This window comes from Simplicispira lacusdiani, from assembly GCF_003604195.1.
Lineage (GTDB): Bacteria > Pseudomonadota > Gammaproteobacteria > Burkholderiales > Burkholderiaceae_C > Simplicispira > Simplicispira lacusdiani.
In genome coordinates this window covers 16,588-32,642 of the sequence record NZ_QXGR01000005.1, presented here as the reverse complement: position 1 = coordinate 32,642, position 16,055 = coordinate 16,588, and the positions used below count along the sequence as shown (strand labels likewise).

General features: G+C 67.8%; 13 protein-coding genes. 6 read left to right on the top strand and 7 right to left on the bottom strand.

All coding sequences use genetic code 11. From position 1 onward, the window contains the following. Positions 1-4: 4 nt before the first annotated feature. Positions 5-1,693, top strand: coding sequence for a long-chain fatty acid--CoA ligase (locus tag D8S75_RS07990; RefSeq protein WP_119965695.1), 1,689 nt, complete (start codon positions 5-7; stop codon positions 1,691-1,693). A gap of 44 nt (positions 1,694-1,737) precedes the next feature. Here D8S75_RS07990 and D8S75_RS07985 read toward each other — a convergent pair whose 3' ends face one another. Beyond that, complete coding sequence (locus tag D8S75_RS07985) at positions 1,738-2,919, bottom strand: response regulator (RefSeq protein ID WP_119965693.1); 1,182 nt, start codon at positions 2,917-2,919, stop codon at positions 1,738-1,740. Between the two features lie 84 nt (positions 2,920-3,003). Continuing rightward, positions 3,004-3,399 carry a PilZ domain-containing protein gene (locus D8S75_RS07980; RefSeq protein ID WP_119965691.1) on the bottom strand — a complete coding sequence of 132 codons (396 nt, stop codon included), beginning with the start codon at positions 3,397-3,399 and terminating at the stop codon, positions 3,004-3,006. A 123-nt stretch (positions 3,400-3,522) separates the two neighbouring features. On the opposite strand from D8S75_RS07980, the gene D8S75_RS17865 reads away from it, so the two are divergent. The 3 genes from D8S75_RS17865 to D8S75_RS07965 all read left to right on the top strand — a co-directional run bounded on the left by D8S75_RS17865 (position 3,523) and on the right by D8S75_RS07965 (position 7,613). Then, entirely contained in the window at positions 3,523-6,480 is a 2,958-nt protein-coding gene (locus D8S75_RS17865) for an EAL domain-containing protein (protein WP_306419019.1), read from the top strand. Positions 6,481-6,605: 125 nt separating this feature from the next. Beyond that, the gene (locus D8S75_RS07970; RefSeq protein WP_119965688.1) at positions 6,606-7,007 is read left to right on the top strand and encodes a hypothetical protein; all 402 of its coding nucleotides are present in this window, start codon (positions 6,606-6,608) and stop codon (positions 7,005-7,007) included. A 168-nt stretch (positions 7,008-7,175) separates the two neighbouring features. Then, positions 7,176-7,613 carry a universal stress protein gene (locus tag D8S75_RS07965; protein WP_119965686.1) on the top strand — a complete coding sequence of 146 codons (438 nt, stop codon included), beginning with the start codon at positions 7,176-7,178 and terminating at the stop codon, positions 7,611-7,613. Between the two features lie 51 nt (positions 7,614-7,664). Here D8S75_RS07965 and D8S75_RS07960 read toward each other — a convergent pair whose 3' ends face one another. From D8S75_RS07960 to D8S75_RS07950, 3 genes are all read right to left on the bottom strand, one after another. Further along, complete coding sequence (locus tag D8S75_RS07960) at positions 7,665-8,642, bottom strand: tripartite tricarboxylate transporter substrate binding protein (protein WP_119965685.1); 978 nt, start codon at positions 8,640-8,642, stop codon at positions 7,665-7,667. Between the two features lie 63 nt (positions 8,643-8,705). Then, a complete protein-coding gene (gene bktB / locus D8S75_RS07955; RefSeq protein WP_119965683.1) occupies positions 8,706-9,890 on the bottom strand; it encodes a beta-ketothiolase BktB in 1,185 nt (394 codons plus the stop codon). A gap of 158 nt (positions 9,891-10,048) precedes the next feature. After that, positions 10,049-10,807 (bottom strand): SDR family NAD(P)-dependent oxidoreductase, encoded by a 759-nt coding sequence (locus D8S75_RS07950; RefSeq protein WP_119965681.1) that lies wholly within the window; start codon positions 10,805-10,807, stop codon positions 10,049-10,051. Between the two features lie 168 nt (positions 10,808-10,975). Between D8S75_RS07950 and D8S75_RS07945 the strand changes: the two genes are divergently transcribed. Beyond that, positions 10,976-12,154: an S-methyl thiohydantoin desulfurase domain-containing protein gene (locus tag D8S75_RS07945; protein ID WP_119965680.1), complete on the top strand. Its 1,179-nt coding sequence runs from the start codon at positions 10,976-10,978 to the stop codon at positions 12,152-12,154. Positions 12,155-12,156: 2 nt separating this feature from the next. Further along, complete coding sequence (locus D8S75_RS07940; protein ID WP_119965678.1) at positions 12,157-13,143, top strand: sensor domain-containing diguanylate cyclase; 987 nt, start codon at positions 12,157-12,159, stop codon at positions 13,141-13,143. Positions 13,144-13,156: 13 nt separating this feature from the next. Here the strand turns inward: D8S75_RS07940 and D8S75_RS07935 are convergent, their stop codons facing one another. Further along, positions 13,157-13,834 carry an RluA family pseudouridine synthase gene (locus D8S75_RS07935; RefSeq protein ID WP_119965676.1) on the bottom strand — a complete coding sequence of 226 codons (678 nt, stop codon included), beginning with the start codon at positions 13,832-13,834 and terminating at the stop codon, positions 13,157-13,159. Then, positions 13,821-15,959, bottom strand: a complete 2,139-nt coding sequence (locus D8S75_RS07930) for a PAS domain-containing hybrid sensor histidine kinase/response regulator (RefSeq protein ID WP_119965675.1) — start codon at positions 15,957-15,959, stop codon at positions 13,821-13,823. Before D8S75_RS07930 ends, D8S75_RS07935 begins: the two co-directional genes overlap by 14 nt. Between the last annotated feature and the right edge of the window lie 96 nt (positions 15,960-16,055).

The following is a 16,055-nucleotide window of genomic DNA, read 5'->3' as shown; positions in this document are numbered from 1 at the left end:
CCCCATGCGCCCGCACCACCGATTCTGGCCCCGTCGTCTTCCCCATTCCATCATGCCGCCCGCCACGTCGCTGTGGGCGAATCTGGCCATCAGTGCGCAGCGTTATCCGGACAAGCCGGCTGTGGTGTTTTTTGGGCGCACCTTCAGCTACAAGGAACTGGTGGAGGGTGCCGAGCGGTTGGCGGCGCAGCTGCATGCGATGGGCGTTCAGCGCGGTGACCGGGTTGTGCTGTGCATGCAGAACTGCCCGCAGCTGGTGCTGGCGCATTTCGCTATCCTGCGGGCCAATGCGGTGGTGGTTCCGGTGAATCCGATGAACCGTGCCGAGGAACTCAAGCACTACATCACCGACCCGGATGCCCGTGTCGCGATCACCACGGCAGATCTGGCGCCCGAACTGGCCAAGGCCAGCAATGCGCTGCCCGCGGGGCAGGCGCTGGCGCATCTGGTGGTGACGCAGTTCACGGATGCCTTCGACCCCCAGACGTGCGGCGAGGACGCGCCACCGGCCGCGTGGCACGACTGGCTCTGCACCGTGTATCCGCTGCCTGAGCTGGAAGGGGGTGAGGTGCATTCTTGGGCGGACCTGCTGGCATGCAGCGACACACCGCCCGAGCATGTGGCGGGCCCGCGTGATCTGGCGGTGTTGCCGTATACCAGCGGCACCACGGGACTGCCCAAGGGCTGCATGCATCCGCACCGCAGCATCATGCACAACGCTGTGGCCAGTGCCTTGTGGGGTAATGCTTCGGCCGAAAACATCACGCTGGCCGTGGTGCCCATGTTCCACATCACGGGCATGGTGAGCGTGATGCACTCCACCATTTACGCCGGGGCCACGTTGGTGATCATGCCGCGATGGGACCGCGATCTGGCGGGAAGGCTGATCTCGCGCTGGAAAGTGACCTCCTGGACCAATATTCCCACCATGGTCATCGATCTGCTGGCGAGTCCGAACTTCGCGCAGTACGACCTCTCCAGCCTCAATTACATCGGCGGCGGTGGTGCGGCCATGCCCCAGGCCGTGGCCCAGCGCTTGCTTGAGCAGTACGGGTTGCGTTACGCAGAGGGCTATGGGTTGACGGAAACAGCGGCTCCCTCGCACAGCAACCCGCCGGACAACCCCAAGCAGCAATGCCTGGGTGTTCCGTTCGTGGGCACCGATGCCCGCGTGGTCGACCCCGAGACCCTGCGGGAGATGCCGGTGGGCGAATCCGGCGAGATCATCATCCATGGCCCGGAGGTGTTCGACGGCTATTGGAAACGCCCGGAGGCCACGGAGGCGGCCTTTGTCGATTTCGAGGGGCGGCGGTTTTTTCGCTCAGGCGATCTTGGCCGCATGGATGAGGATGGCTATTTCTTCATCACGGACCGCCTCAAGCGCATGATCAATGCCTCGGGCTTCAAGGTCTGGCCGGCGGAGGTGGAGGCGTTGATGTTCCGCCATCCGGCCATCCAGGAGGCCTGCATCATCTCCGTGAAGGATGCCTACCGTGGCGAAAGCGTGAAGGCCGTGGTGGTGCTGCGCGCCAGCCACAAGGACACCACCGAGCAGGACATCATCGGCTGGTGCCGCGAGAACATGGCGGTGTACAAGGTGCCGCGTGTGGTGCAGTTCGTCGAGGCCCTGCCCAAGAGCGGTAGCGGCAAGGTGATGTGGCGGATGCTGCAGGACGCTGAAAAAAACCATTGACCAGAGGCTGGCCCACCTTGCCTGTGAAGGGGGGCTGGAGCGGCTCAGCTGATCGACCCCGCGAAAACGGGCGCTGTGTCGTGGAAACGCATGGCAATGTCGGCAAAGCGCTCGCGGCACGCCAAATAGGCGTCGACCACGTCCGGATCGAAATGGGTGCCGCGCCCCTCGGTGAGGATCTGCGTGGCCTGCCCGATGGACATGGGCTTCTTGTAGATGCGATGGCAGGTCAGTGCATCGAACACGTCGGCCAGCGCCATCAGCCGCCCCGAGGCGGGAATACTGTCGCCGGCCAGCCCGGCGGGGTAGCCGCTGCCGTCCCATTTTTCATGGTGGGACAGGGCGATTTCGTGAGCCACCTGCAGGAAGGCAAACGCGCCGGAGGCCTGGGCGGCCGTGACGTCATCTGCTGCGGCCAGTGCATCCTGCATGGCTTTGCCGATGGCAGCGGCACCAATGGCTGCGTGGGTCTTCATGATCTCGAATTCCTCGGGCGTTAGCCGCCCGGGCTTGAGCAGGATGGCGTCGGGAATCCCAACCTTGCCCAGATCGTGCAACGGGGCTGCCTTGACCACCATGGCCAGCCTTCCCCCTGCGAGGGCCTCCCGGAAACGCTCGTGGTGTTCCAGATGCCGCGCCAGGATGTCGACATAGGCCTGGGTGCGCAGGATGTGGTGGCCGGTGTCGGTATCGCGGGCCTCGGCCAGACTCGCCAGCGCGCGCATGCTCAGGTCCTGGATCAGCAGGTTCTCGCTCATGCGCCGCGCTACCTCGCGTTCCAGCCATTCGTTCTGGTTCGCCAAGCGGTCGCGCGCATGCTTGAATTCGAGGTGCGTGCGCACCCGCGCCAGCACGATGGCCGGCTTGACCGGCTTGGTGATGTAGTCCGCCGCTCCCAGCTCCAGTCCTTGCTCCTCGCTTTCCGTGCTGTCCATGGCCGTGACGAAGATCACCGGGATATCGCGTGTGTCTTTTTCCGCGCGCAATTGCCGCAGAACCTCGTAGCCGCTCATGCCGGGCATCATCACGTCCAGCAAAATGATGTCGGGACGCGGGTCCGAATGGGCGGCACGCAGGGCACGCTCGCCGGAGTTGGCGGCACGCACGGTGTAGTGGGGCTGTAGCAGCTCTCCCAGTACCGTGATGTTCTGCGGCGTGTCGTCCACGATCAGCACCGTCTGCCTGTGGGGCTGCTCCTTCACGATGGGCGCGCTGGCGTTCAGCATCTCATCCTCCGTGGCTGCCTGGCACCCATCGGTGCGGGGAGAATGGGCCCAGGGCCGTGCAGGCGAAGCGTGCGCATGTCGAATTCAATGCACGGATGGCGGCTCAGAGGTGAGCGGCGTCACCGCCGAGAGCTCGGCCAGATCGCGCTCCAGCAATGAGGGTGCGCCAAGCTGCAGTTCGATCAGGCGGCGCAGGTGCGTCACGCTGTCGAGGTCGATGGTGCGGCACAGCAGACCGGCGAAGTGGCCTTCCACATGCGCCACCTCGGCCGACATGGCGATATGGTCGCTGGTGCTGGTCAGAGGCACCGTCAACTGGCACAAGGTCCCAGGGGGCAGCACCACGCCCGGGGCCAGCGCCACCAAGGCTCCCTTGAGAGAGAGGTCCAGCACATGCGCGCTGTGGGTGCTGGTGGCGGTGGTGAGCAGCGCCGGTGCATCAAAGGTCACACGGATGTAGTGGCGGCGTTCGTGGGGCATGGTGTCTGACCGACTGTGTCAATGGTTCTGCCACGCATGCTACACGCAGGGAAGCCCGGACGGACTGATTTTGTAAAAACTAGTTACGATGAGCCCTTCCTCTTCTTCAGCGGGGAGCGCCGCGTGACTGTTGCCGTGCGCCGGAACCGGTGGCCCTGGGCCATCTGGCTGCTGTGGGCCGTGCTGCCTGCCGCGTGTCTGGCCACGCCTGCGCGCGAGGTAAGGGTAGGGGTGCATTCCAATGAGCCCCGGATTTTCATGGATGCCTCCGGTCAGCCTGCGGGGGTTTTCATCGATTTGCTGCATCTGGTGGCGGCGCGCGAGAACTGGCGGCTGTCTTTTCTGCCCTGCGAACGCCAGGTGTGCCTCGATGCACTGCATGAACGGCGTATCGATTTGCTGCCTGGCGTGACGCAGTCCGACGAACGCCGGTCGCACCTGGCCTTCCACCGCCTGCCCGTGCTCCATGGCTGGTCGCAGGTCTACCGCGCCCCTGGAACGGCCATCCATTCGGTCTTCGATCTGCGGGGCCAGCGCGTGGCGGTGCTCGAAGGATCGTTGCAAAAAGACTACTTTGCCGACCAGATGGCGCATTTCGGGGTGAAGGTGACCTTGCTGGACGTGGCCACCCCGGCCCAGGCCTTCGCCATGGTGCAGTCGGGGCAGGCCGATGCCGCCATTGCCAACCACCTGTTCGGCAATCTCCACCGGGTTCGGTTCGGGCTGGAGGATTCCGGCATCGTGTTCCAGCCCGCCGCGCTGTATTTCGCGGCGGAACCTGGGCACAACGCCGATCTGCTGGCAGCGATCGACCAGCATGTGCGGGTTTGGCGCAGCGGCACCGATGCCAGCTATTCCCGGGTGCTGCAGCGCTGGGGAGGGCAGGAAGGCGGGCGCGCGGCGGGCGGGGTGCCATGGGGCTGGTGGAGTCTGGCGGCCTTCGCGGCGCTCAGTGGGCTGCTGGTGCTGGCCGTGCTCGTGCTGCGGCGGCAGGTCCAGGAGCGCACGCACCACCTACAGGTGAATGAGCACAAACTGGCCACCATCCTCGACAGCGTGGAGGCCTATATCTACATCAAAGGCACGGATTACCGTTACCAGTACGCCAACCGCCACACGCTGGAACTGTTCGGCTGCACGGCGCAAGAGCTGCTGGGCAAGGACGATACGGCCTTTTTCAATGCCGAGACCCTGCTGCAACTGCGGGCCAATGACAGCCGGGTGCTGGAGGGCGGCGAGCGGATCGAGGCCGAGGAGGTGAACACGCTGCAGGCCGATGGCAGCACGCATGTCTACCTCTCGGTCAAGCTGCCGTTGCGCAAGCCCGATGGCACCATCGTGGCGCTGTGCGGGATTTCCACCGAAATCACCGAACTGCGGCGTATCGAGGAGTCCCAGCGCATCGCGGCGACGGTGTTTGAATCGCAGGAAGGCATGATCGTCACAGGACCGGACCGGTGCATCCTGAAAGTCAACCGAGCCTTCGTGCGCTTGACGGGCTACAGCGAGCAGGAGCTGATCGGCCAGTCACCCCGGCTTCTGCAGTCGGGCCGCCAGGACGACACCTTCTACCGGGCCCTGTGGCAGGAGGTGGCGGCCAACGGGCAATGGAAGGGCGAAATCTGGAACCGCCGCAAGAACGGTGAGATCTACCCGGCCTGGGTGACGATCTCGGCCGTGAAGAACCAGGAGGGCGAGGTCACGCACTATGTCGGCACGCAGATCGACATCTCCGAGCGCAAGAGCGCCGAAGAGGAAATCCGCCGCCTTGCGTTCTACGACCCGTTGACCGGCCTGCCCAACCGCCGCCTCATGGTGGACCGGCTGCAGCACGCGCTCGACAGCAGCGCGCGCACGGGCTCGGGCGGCGCGCTGCTGTTCGTCGACCTCGACAACTTCAAGGACCTCAACGACACGCAGGGCCATGACGTAGGCGACGAATTGCTCAAGCAGGTGGCCGCGCGCCTGGAGGGCTGTGTGCGGCTGGGGGACACCGTGGCGCGGCTGGGGGGCGATGAATTCGTGCTGCTGCTGGAAAACCTGGGCCTTGGCGGCCAGGACGCGGCGGCACAGGCCGAGGCCGTGGGCCGCAAGGTGCTGCAGGCGCTGGGCCAGACCTACACGCTGGAGGGCCATACCCACCACACCTCGTGCAGCATCGGCGTGGCGCTTTTCGCGGACGCGCATGGCACCGTGGACGAACTGCTCAAGCGCGGTGATCTGTCCATGTACCAGGCCAAGGCGGCCGGCCGCAACACCTTGCGCTTCTTCGACCCGCGTGCCCAGGTGGCCGTCACCGAACGCACGGCGCTCGAAGCCGGCCTGCGCCAGGCGCTGCGCGAGCAGCAGTTCGTGCTGCATTACCAAGCCCAGGTAGGGCCGGACGGCCAGCGGGTGGGTGCCGAAGCCCTGGTGCGCTGGCGGCATCCGCAGCGCGGCCTGGTGCTGCCGGCGGACTTCATCGCCGCTGCCGAATCCTCGGGGCTGATCGTGCCGCTGGGCGAATGGGTGCTGCGCAGCGCCTGTGTTCAGTTGGCGCATTGGGCCCAGCGGCCCGAAACCGCCGGGCTGGTCCTGGCGGTCAACGTGAGCGCGCGCCAGTTCCGCCACGGCGGCTTCGTCGATGACGTGCTGCGTGCCCTGCAGGACAGCGGGGCTGACCCATCGCGCCTGAAAATCGAGCTGACCGAGTCCGTGCTGCTGGACGACGTTGAAGGCACCATCGCGCGCATGTCAGAGCTGCGTCGGTGGGGCGTGGCCTTCGCTCTGGACGACTTTGGCACGGGGTTTTCCAGCCTGGGCTACCTCAAGCGCCTGCCGCTGGACCAGCTCAAGATCGACCAGGGTTTCGTGCGCGATGTGCTGACCGACCCGAACGATGCGGCGATCGCGCGCACCATCGTGGCGCTGGCGCACAGCCTCGATCTGGGGGTGATCGCCGAGGGGGTGGAAACAGTCGAACAGCGCGATGTGCTGGCCAGCTTTGGCTGCCACCATTGGCAGGGCCACCTGTTCGGTGCGCCCGGCCCGGCCCAGGCGTTGGAGGAACCCCTGGGTGACCACGGAATTCCTGTGGTTTAGCTATACTATGTATAGCATTTAGCGCTCTATTTGTAAGCGTTTGTGGCGGTTTTTGTTGTTTTTTTGAATACCCGAGGGCGCGCCCTTGTGTCCCGCTGGTTTGTTCCTTCCATACGAGGTGTCCCATGAAACCATGCCTGCATTTCCTGCTTTGCGGCGCCGCTCTGCTCGGGGTGGCCACCGGTTCGGCGCATGCCCAGGCCTATGTCAACGCAACGGTCGGCGGCGAACTCGCGCCCGGGGTCTACGGCCGCATCCAGATCGGCAACGCGCCGCCGCCGCCGCTGCTGTACCCGCAACCGGTGGTGATTCATCAGCCTGCCGTGGTGGTGCCGCGTGCGCCGATCTACCTCTACGTGCCCCCGGGGCACGCCAAGAACTGGCGCAAGCACTGCGCCCGCTATGACGCGTGCAACCAGCCGGTGTATTTCGTGAAGGAGCCGCCACGCGGCCCAGGGCGCGGCGAGGGCCCTGGCAAAGGGCACGGCCATGGCAAGGGGCATGGCCACGGCAAGCACCGGGACTGACGGCGCCCGCCCGGGCTGGCGGCTGGCGTTGCGTTTCCGTGGCAGCGGGGGTATGAAAGCGCCTTATTCTCCGGTGCCAGGGAAGGCGCGCGTTACACTGGCATGCACAGACGCAGGCCCCTGCGGAGCCCGGGCGACTACCTTCCAATCAACCCTAGGAGTTCATCCATGTTCAAGCACATTCTGGTCCCCGTGGACGGTTCCCCCACTTCGATGCTGGCTGTTTCCAAGGCGGCAGGCCTGGCCAAGACGTTCGGCAGCGCCGTCACGGTTCTGTATGTGATTGACCCCTATCCGTTCACCGGCGTGGGTGCTGATTTCGCCTACGGTCAGGCCCAGTACCTCAGTGCCGCCACGGCCGAGGCCAATGCGGCCCTGGATGCCGCCAAGAAGGCCATGGAAGAGGCCGGCGTGCAGGCCAACACCGTGGTGGGCGAGGGCCATGCCGTGCAGGAGGGCATTGCGCGTGCGCGCGAGAGCACGGGTGCCGACATCATCATCATGGGTTCGCATGGCCGCCGCGGCATCGAGAAGCTGGTGCTGGGCAGCGTCACCCAGCGTGTGCTGGGCCTGGTGCACGTGCCGGTGCTGGTGGTGCGCGACTGAACCGCGCCCCCTGAAGCAGAAAGGCTCCCCTCGGGAGCCTTTTTTTTTGCGTTACTCGATCTTTGCGCCCGAAGCTTCGACGATGCCCTTCCACTTGGCGTGATCGCTCTTGAGCAGGCTGTCGAACTGCGCGGGCGTCAGGGCTTGCGGTTCGGCGCCCTGGGCGTGGATGGCGGCCTTCATGTCGGCCGTGGCCAGCAGCTTGTTGACCTCGGCGTTCAGCGTGGCCACCACGGCGGGCGGCGTGCCGGCGGGGGCGAACAGGCCGTACCAGGTGCTCACGTCGAAGTCCTTGAAGCCGGACTCGGCCACGGTGGGCACATCGGGCAGGGAAGAACTGCGTTTGGCCGAGGTGACGGCCAGCGGGCGTAGCTTGCCGGCCTTGATCTGGCCCATGGCCGAGGGCACGGACGACACCAGCAGGTCCACGTTGCCTGCCAGCGCGTCCATCATGGCCGGGTTGGAGCCCTTGTAGGGGATGTGGCTGAGCTTGATGCCGGCGGCCTTCTCGAACAGGTCTCCCGCCAGGTGGATGGAGGTGCCGTTGCCCGGCGAGCCGTAAGTGATCTTGCCGGGTTCGGCGCGCGCGGCGGTGATCACATCGGCCAGGGTCTTGAACCGGGAGTTGGCGCTGGTGGCGATGATGACGGGCGTGTAGGCCACGTGGGCCACGGCCGTCAGGTCCTTGGTCGGGTCCCAGGGCAGGTTCTTGTAGAGCCAGGGGCCGATGACGAGGTTGTCCTTCTGGCCCATCACGATGTCATGGCCGGTGGGCGCGGCCTTCACCGCCTCGCCGATGCCGATGGTGCCGCCCGCGCCGGCCTTGTTGTCGGCCACCACGGTCCACTTGTTGGCCTCGGTGAGCTTGGTCGCCACCAGGCGCGAGAGGATGTCCGTGCCGCCGCCGGGCGGGAAGGGCACGATCAGGCGGATCGGCTTGCTGGGGAATGCCGGGGCGGGGGCCTGCGCGTGGGCCGGGGCGCCCATGGCCAGGGCCAGGGCGGTGAAAGACAGCAATTGGCGAATCATGGGGTTTGGGTCTCCGTCAAATCGGGAAAAGGGCGGCAGGGCGGGCCGCCCGGGGTGAGGGATTTACATGCGCTCGAAGATGGCCGCGATGCCCTGGCCGCCGCCGATGCACATGGTCACCAGCGCGTAGCGGCCCTGGATGCGCTGCAGCTCGTGCAGGGCCTTCACGGTGATCAGCGCGCCCGTGGCGCCGATGGGGTGGCCCAGCGAGATGCCCGAGCCGTTGGGGTTGACCTTGGCCGGGTCCAGGCCCAGGTCCTTGGTGACGGCGCAGGCCTGGGCCGCGAAGGCCTCGTTGGCCTCGATCACGTCCAGATCCTTCACCGTGAGGCCGGCCTTCTTCAGCGCCAGTTGCGTGGCAGGCACGGGGCCGATGCCCATGTACTTGGGGTCCACGCCAGCATGGGCGTAGGCCACCAGGCGCGCCAGCGGCTTGGCGCCGCGCGCCTGGGCGGCTTGTGCGTCCATCAGCACCACGGCGGCCGCTGCGTCGTTGATGCCCGAGGCGTTGCCAGCAGTCACCGTGCCGTTTTCCTTGATGAACACGGGCTTGAGCTTGGCCATGTCGTCCATGGTGGCGCCAGGGCGGAAGTGCTCGTCGGTCGCGTACTGCACGTCGCCCTTCCTGCTCTTGAGGGTCACGGGCACGATCTGGTCCTTGAAATAGCCTGCCTGCGTGGCGCGCTCGGCGCGGTTGTGGCTTTCCACGGCCAGGCGGTCCTGGTCCTCGCGCGTGATGCCCCATTTGGCGGCGATGTTCTCGGCCGTCACGCCCATATGGATGTTGTGGAAGGGGTCGTGCAGCGCGCCGATCATCATGTCCACCATCTTGGTGTCGCCCATGCGGGCGCCCCAGCGCATGTTCAGGCTGGCGAAGGGCACGCGGCTCATCACCTCGGCGCCGCCGCCGATGGCCACGTCGGCGTCGCCCAGCTGGATGCTCTGCGCCGCCGACACGATGGCCTGCAGGCCCGAGCCGCACAGGCGGTTGACGTTGAACGCGGGCGTGCCCTCGGCGCAGCCGCCCTCGATGGCCGCCACGCGCGAGAGGTACATGTCGCGCGGCTCGGTGTTGACCACGTGGCCGAACACCACATGGCCCACGTCCTTGCCCTCCACGCTGGCGCGGGCGAGCGATTCGCGCACCACCAGCGCGCCCAGCGTGGTGGGCGGCACATCCTTCAGGCTGCCGCCAAAGGTGCCAATGGCGGTGCGCACGGCGCTGACGACGACGACTTCACGGGTCATGGGAATCTCCTTGAATGAAAAAGGCCTCTAGCGCTTGCCAGTCAAGCGCTGATAGCTATGAATAAATGAGTAAGTGTCTGCGGCCTGTGGAACCGGCTTGGCCGGGCCACGGGTGGCGTCCCCCCTGGGGGAAGACGCGCAGCGGCTCAGGGGGGCTTTCATGTTTCGCGCACGTCGGCCACGGGGTTCGTGCCGAAGTCCGCGCGGTCCAGCCAGGCGAGCACGCGGGTGGCGGCGTCCTGGGGTGATGTGAGCTGGCCACCCGTCTTGAGGTTGGCGAAATTCTGGCGGTCCGGGAAGGCGTCGGGGGCCGCGTCGCGCAGCTGCGCCTGCATGTCGGTGTCGATCACGCCGGGCGCCAGCGAGCACACCTTGGCGCCGTGGGGCTTGCCGGCCTCGTCCAGCGCCATGCAGCGCGTGAAGTGGTCCATGCCCGCCTTGGCCGCGCAGTAGGCGGCCTGCGAGGCCATGGCGCGGCGCCCCAGGCCCGAGGAAATGTTGAGCACCTTGCGCGGCACGCCCCAGCCCTCGGTGGCGCCCAGGAAGGCCGCGCACAGCAGCATCGGCGCCTCCAACCCCACGCGCAGCGCCATGGCCAGGTCGGCGCCCGCGCTGGCCGACAGCGGCGCGATGGGGGGAATCACCCCGGCGTTGTTGATCAGGGTGGCGCTGGCGAAGGCGCCTGCCGGGGCCTGCTGCAGCCAGCCGCGCAGGCGCTCGGCGGCCTGCCCGGCGTCGGCCAGGTCCTGTTCCCATTGCAGCAGGGTGGCGCCCTGGGCGGCGGCCTCGCTGGCCAGCGTGGCGTTGGTGCGGCGCGACAGGCACAGCAGCGTGTGGCCGGGGCGCAGCAGCTGGCGCGCCATGGCCAGGCCCATGCCGCGCGATGCACCGGTCAGGATGGTGAGGTGTTGAGGCATTTCCGCATGGTACCCGCCTGGCCGAAGGCTGCGGGTCGTGCGGATGACAGCCGGAAAACTGCGGGTTTTACTGAGCCTGCGCGAGGCCGGTTGTCGGTTAGCCTTGGTGCCAGGGCGCGCGCCCGCCAAGAGCGGTGCAGCAGCGTGGTCGCCAGCGGGAGAAGCGCCATGGACATTCATGCATACGGATTAAGTGATTTCCAGGCCATCGCGGCCGGGGCCGCCGTGCTCGCCAGCGGCGGTGGCGGCAGCTACCACGACGCGCTCGCCATCCTCCAGGAACTGGAGCAGCGCGGCTGGAGTGGCACGGTGGCGGTGCGCGACTACGACGGCGTGACCAACGCCTGCGTGCTGGCCATCATGGGGTCTCCCGACGCGGCCGACCACCTGACGCTGGCCGCCATCGAGCATTCGATCCGCAACACCACGCGGGTGCTGGAGACCGGGACCGACGCCGTGCTGGGTTGTTTCATTCCCGTGGAGATCGGTCCGATCAACTCCCTGGTGCCCCTGATTGGCGCCGCGATGTCCCAGGGCGCGGTCTGGGTGGTCGACGGCGATGGCGCCGGGCGTGCCGTTCCGCAGCTGCCCCAGACCACCTTCACGGGCAATCCGCTGCTGGCGCCGTGCCCCTGCGCGCTGGCCAGCGATGCCGAGGCGCCCGGGGCCGTCGAATCGGCGCTGCTCCATGCCGCCACGGCGGCCAAGGTCGAAACCCTGGCGGGCGGCGTGGTGGGGGGCTTTGGCGGGTATTCGGGGATCGCCATGTGGCCTTCCAACGCGGGCAACGGCCACGCCCTGGCGGGCAGCTATATCGCCGGAACCCTGCGGCAGACGCACGCCCTGGGCCGCTTCCTGCTGGGGGCGGCCAGCCCGCCCACGTCGGCCGAACTGGCCGCGATGATCTCCCTGATCACCGGCCGCGCCGCCAGCGCCGTCGTGACCAACTTCTACATCACGGCGGTGACGCAATCCACGTCGAGCGCATCGCTTGACTCGGGCGTCATTCGCCTGGACAACACCACCGATCCCGCGCACAGCACGCAGACGCACTACCTCTACAACCTGAACGAGAACCTCATCATGTACTCGGCGTCGAGCACCGCGCCCGACATCGTCGCGCCCGACTCCATCTGCTACTACTCCGAAAGCACGGGACGGGGCTTTTCCAACGCCAGCGACGACCTGGCGGAATACTTCGACGCGACCGCCGGCAAGAGCACCGGAAAGATGGTCAGCGTGATCCAGGTGCGTGCCGCGGAAAAGCTGTGCGGCACGCCTGGCGTGGTGGCGTCGTTCGCCGCGCTGCTGCGCAACCTGGGCTACGCGGGGGCGCTGCCCGCCTGACCATGAGCGAAGCAGACCTGAACAAGGAAAGGCTGGAGTTGGCCCTGGAGGCCGCCGGCCTGGACCTGTGGGAGAACAACCTGCTGACAGGGGAGGTGACCCGCAAGGCGAACAAGACTTTCGAGGAACTGGGCTTCACCGAGGAGGAAATCGTCGCCGACGTGCAAGGCATCTACGGCCTGTTCCACCCGGACGACCTGCCACGGGTCCAGAAGGCCGTCGAGGACCATCTTTCGGGCCGCACGGCCCAGTACCGGTGTGAATTCCGGCTGCGTTCCAAGGCGGGTGAATGGATCTGGTTCGCCAACTACGGCCGGATCATGGACGGCAAGAGCACGTCGCCCGGCCAGCGGTTGATCGGCGTGACCTTCAACATCGACGATCGCAAGCGCCAGGAGGTCGAGATCGCCGAGATCAACCGCCAGCTGACCGAGCAGAACCAGTTGCTGCAGCGGCTCAACGCCACGTTGGAGCTGCTGGCGGCCAACGACTCGCTGACCGGCCTGTCCAATCGCCGCACGCTGATGGAACTGGGCGAGAACGAATGCCGCCGGGCCGAGCGCTTCGGCCATCCGCTGTCGGTGATGGTGGTGGATATCGATCTGTTCAAGATGGTCAATGATGTCTGGGGGCACCTGGCGGGCGACCGGGTGATCTGCGCCGTCGCCAGCGCCTGCGTGGCCCGCACCCGCCATGGGGTGGACACCGTGGCGCGTTTCGGTGGGGAAGAGTTCGTGCTGGTCCTGCCGGAAACCGACGAGGCCAGCGCGCTGGGCCTGGCCGAATCCCTGCGCCATGTGATCGCCGGGCAGAAGGTCACCGTGAACGAGGAGGGGGCGCAGGTTTCGGTCACCGTGAGCATTGGCGTGGCCACGCTGGGCCAGGGAGCCGGCCTGACGTTCGAACAGCTCGTCAACAAGGCCGACAAGGCGCTCTACCGCGCCAAGGAAACCGGCCGCAACAACGTGCAGCGCTGCGCCGGCAAGTGAACTGGTCCTGGGTTCAGAACGGCGCGGGCGAGGTGAATTCCAGCCATTCGCCCGAGACCGGGTGCTCGAAGGCCAGCCAGGCGGCATGCAGCAGCAGCCGGGGGGCTTGTGCATGGATGGGCGCGTCGGCGTACAGCGCATCGCCCAGGATGGCATGGCCCACGGCGGCGAGGTGCACGCGCAGCTGGTGCGTGCGTCCGGTCACGGGCTCCAGGGCGAGGCGCGTGGTGCCGGCCGCGTCGTCATGGCCCAGCACGTGCCAGCGCGTGAGGCTTGGCTTGCCCCGCTCGGTGTCGATCACGCGCAGGGGGCGGCGCTCCCAGTCGGCCGCGATGGGCAGGTCGATCTCGGCCCAGGCATTGTCTGGCTGCGGGGCCATGCGGCCGGCCACGACGGCGTGGTAGCGCTTGCGCACCGCGCGCTGCTCGAAGGCTTGGCTCAGGCGGCGCTGCGCCTCCAGGTTGCGGGCCATCAGCACCAGGCCCGAGGTGGCCTGGTCCAGCCGGTGCACCACCAGGGCCTCGGGCCAGCGCTGCTGGGCGCGGGCGCTCAGGCAGTCCTGCTTGTCCGGGCCGCGCCCGGGCACGCACAGCAGGCCGGCGGGCTTGGCCAGCACGAGCAGGTCGCCGTCGGCGTGCAGGCAATCGATGCTGCCGGCCGCCGCCAGACCGCCGTCGTCAGGGGGCGCCATTGACCAGCCGGTCCACGGTGTCGCACAGCTCCTGCACGTCGTTGGGCTTGTGGATCAGCGCGCGCGCGCCCGCCGCCAGCGCGGCCTGCTCGATCTCGGCCGTGACATGGCCCGAAGCCAGCGCCACGGGAAGGTCGGGGCGGATGCCGCGCACCTCCTGCAGCAGGTCCACGCCGGAATAGCCGGGCATGTTGTAGTCGGTCACGAGCAGGTGATAGTCGTGCGGCGCGGCGCGCAGGGCGTCGGCGGCGGCGTGCGGGTCGTTGAAGCCGCTCACCTGGTAGCCGCGCCGGCGCAGCAGGCGCTGCACCAAGAACACCAGGGCCTGGTCGTCGTCCACGTACATCACATGGCGGCCTTGGGGCTGGGCCGCCGGGGGCGCGGCGGGCGCTGGCGCCGGGACATGCATCTCGGCGGCCGGCACCGAGGCCTGCGCGACCGGGAAATACAGCGTGAAGCGGCTGCCATCGCCTGGCGTGCTGTGCACATCCACCGCGCCGGCGTGCGTGCGCATCACGCCATGCACCACGGACAGGCCCAGGCCCGTGCCCTGGCCCACGGGCTTGGTGGTGAAGAAGGGTTCGAAGATGCGTTCCAGGGTGGCCGCGTCCATGCCCGGGCCGTTGTCCTGCACGCTGATGGCCACGTAGTCGCCCGAGGGCAGTCCCAGGCGCTGGTCGGGATGGGCCGCCACGGCTTCGACCCGCACCGCGCCCCGCGCGTCCCCGATGGCGTGGATGGCATTGGTGCAGAGATTGAGCAGGGCCTGCTCCACCTGCGTGGGGTCGGCCAGCACGGGCGGCAGGCCCTTGGGCAGGTGCATGTGCAGGTCGATGGCCGGGGGCAGGGTCACGCGCAGCAGGCGCTCGGTGTCGTGCATGACCTCGGCCACGGGCACGGCGGTGCGCCGGGGCGGCTCGTTGCGGCTGAAGGTGAGGATCTGGCGCACCAGGTCGCGCGCGCGGCGCCCGGCCTTCTCGATCTCCAGCAGGCTCTCCATGGCGGGCGATCCCATGCCGCAGTCGGCCTTGGCCAGTTCCACGTTGCCCAGGATGGCGCCCAGGATGTTGTTGAAATCGTGCGCGATGCCGCCGGCCATGGTGCCCACGGCCTGCATCTTGTGCGACTCGCGCAGCTGCGCCTCCAGCTCGTTGCGGTGCGCCTCGGCCTTCTTGCGGCCGGTGAGGTCGCGCGCGAAGACGGTGGTGGTCTCGCCTTCGGCATGGCGCTCGAACGAGACGCTGACCTCCACCGCCAGGTCCTTGCCGCTGGCGGTGCGCGCCGTCATTTCGCCCAGCAGCGCCTGCGTGGCGAGCTGGGCGAAGGCCAGGGCCTGCGCGGCGTCGGGAAGGAAGCGCTCCAGCGGGCTGCCCAGCGCGTCGCTCGCGCTGCACTGGAACAGTGCCGCCGCCGTGGGGTTGAACACGGTGATGCGCTGGTGCTGGTCCACGCAGACGATGGCGTCGAGCGCGGAGTTGATGATGGCCTCCATGCGCTTTTCACTGGCATGGAGCTGCTCGTTGCGCTGCTGCAGGGCCTGGCGCTCGGCCAGCAGCGGACCCTGGTCGATCACGGCGCAGAGGAACTGCACGAGCGGCGCGGCGCCGTCCTGCGCCATCTCGATGCGGGCGATGTGCAGGTCGCCCGTGATGCGCGCGTCGCCGCCGATGTGGAAGACGACTTCCGTGGCCTCGCTGCGCCCCTCGGCCTGGGCCGTGGCGAAAGCGGCGCGCACGCGTTCGGTGTCGTCCTCGCACACGAAAGGCATGAGCGCCGTGAGGGGACGGTCCTTTTCGGTGGGCTGGAACGAGCGGTGCGCCATGGAGTTGGCCTGCACCACCACGTCGTATTCGTCCAGCACCATGAGCGCGAGCGGCACGCTGGAGAACAGGGCCTCGAAGCGCTCGGATGCGCTCTCGGCGGCGGCCTGGCTGTACTGCAGCACCTTGTTCTGCGCCTCCAGCTCGGCCTGGTAGGCGCGCAGCCCCGCGACCAGCGCGGGCAGGGTGCCCTCGGCCTGCGCGGGGGCGCTGGCGGGTTCGGGCGGCGAGGCTTGGGGCACGCCCTCGGACCCCGGATCGGGGGACTGGGCGTGCAGCAGAAAGGACAGGTCGGGAAGGCTCATGGGCAGGGGGCGGCGGCGGCGGCACCCTTCGTGCGGCCAAGCCGTGGCCTGTGCACGGAAGTGTAAGCCCGCGCAGGCCCTGCCGGGGCGCGGAGC

Coding starts and splice junctions, on each gene's coding strand:
- D8S75_RS07965 (WP_119965686.1), top strand. CDS start 7,176: ATGTTCAAGCACATTCTGGTCCCCGTGGACGGTTCCCCCACTTCGATG.
- D8S75_RS07985 (WP_119965693.1), bottom strand. CDS start 2,919: ATGCTGAACGCCAGCGCGCCCATCGTGAAGGAGCAGCCCCACAGGCAG.
- D8S75_RS07970 (WP_119965688.1), top strand. CDS start 6,606: ATGAAACCATGCCTGCATTTCCTGCTTTGCGGCGCCGCTCTGCTCGGG.
- D8S75_RS07960 (WP_119965685.1), bottom strand. CDS start 8,642: ATGATTCGCCAATTGCTGTCTTTCACCGCCCTGGCCCTGGCCATGGGC.
- D8S75_RS07950 (WP_119965681.1), bottom strand. CDS start 10,807: ATGCCTCAACACCTCACCATCCTGACCGGTGCATCGCGCGGCATGGGC.
- bktB (WP_119965683.1), bottom strand. CDS start 9,890: ATGACCCGTGAAGTCGTCGTCGTCAGCGCCGTGCGCACCGCCATTGGC.
- D8S75_RS07990 (WP_119965695.1), top strand. CDS start 5: ATGCGCCCGCACCACCGATTCTGGCCCCGTCGTCTTCCCCATTCCATC.
- D8S75_RS07940 (WP_119965678.1), top strand. CDS start 12,157: ATGAGCGAAGCAGACCTGAACAAGGAAAGGCTGGAGTTGGCCCTGGAG.
- D8S75_RS07930 (WP_119965675.1), bottom strand. CDS start 15,959: ATGAGCCTTCCCGACCTGTCCTTTCTGCTGCACGCCCAGTCCCCCGAT.
- D8S75_RS07935 (WP_119965676.1), bottom strand. CDS start 13,834: ATGGCGCCCCCTGACGACGGCGGTCTGGCGGCGGCCGGCAGCATCGAT.
- D8S75_RS07945 (WP_119965680.1), top strand. CDS start 10,976: ATGGACATTCATGCATACGGATTAAGTGATTTCCAGGCCATCGCGGCC.
- D8S75_RS07980 (WP_119965691.1), bottom strand. CDS start 3,399: ATGCCCCACGAACGCCGCCACTACATCCGTGTGACCTTTGATGCACCG.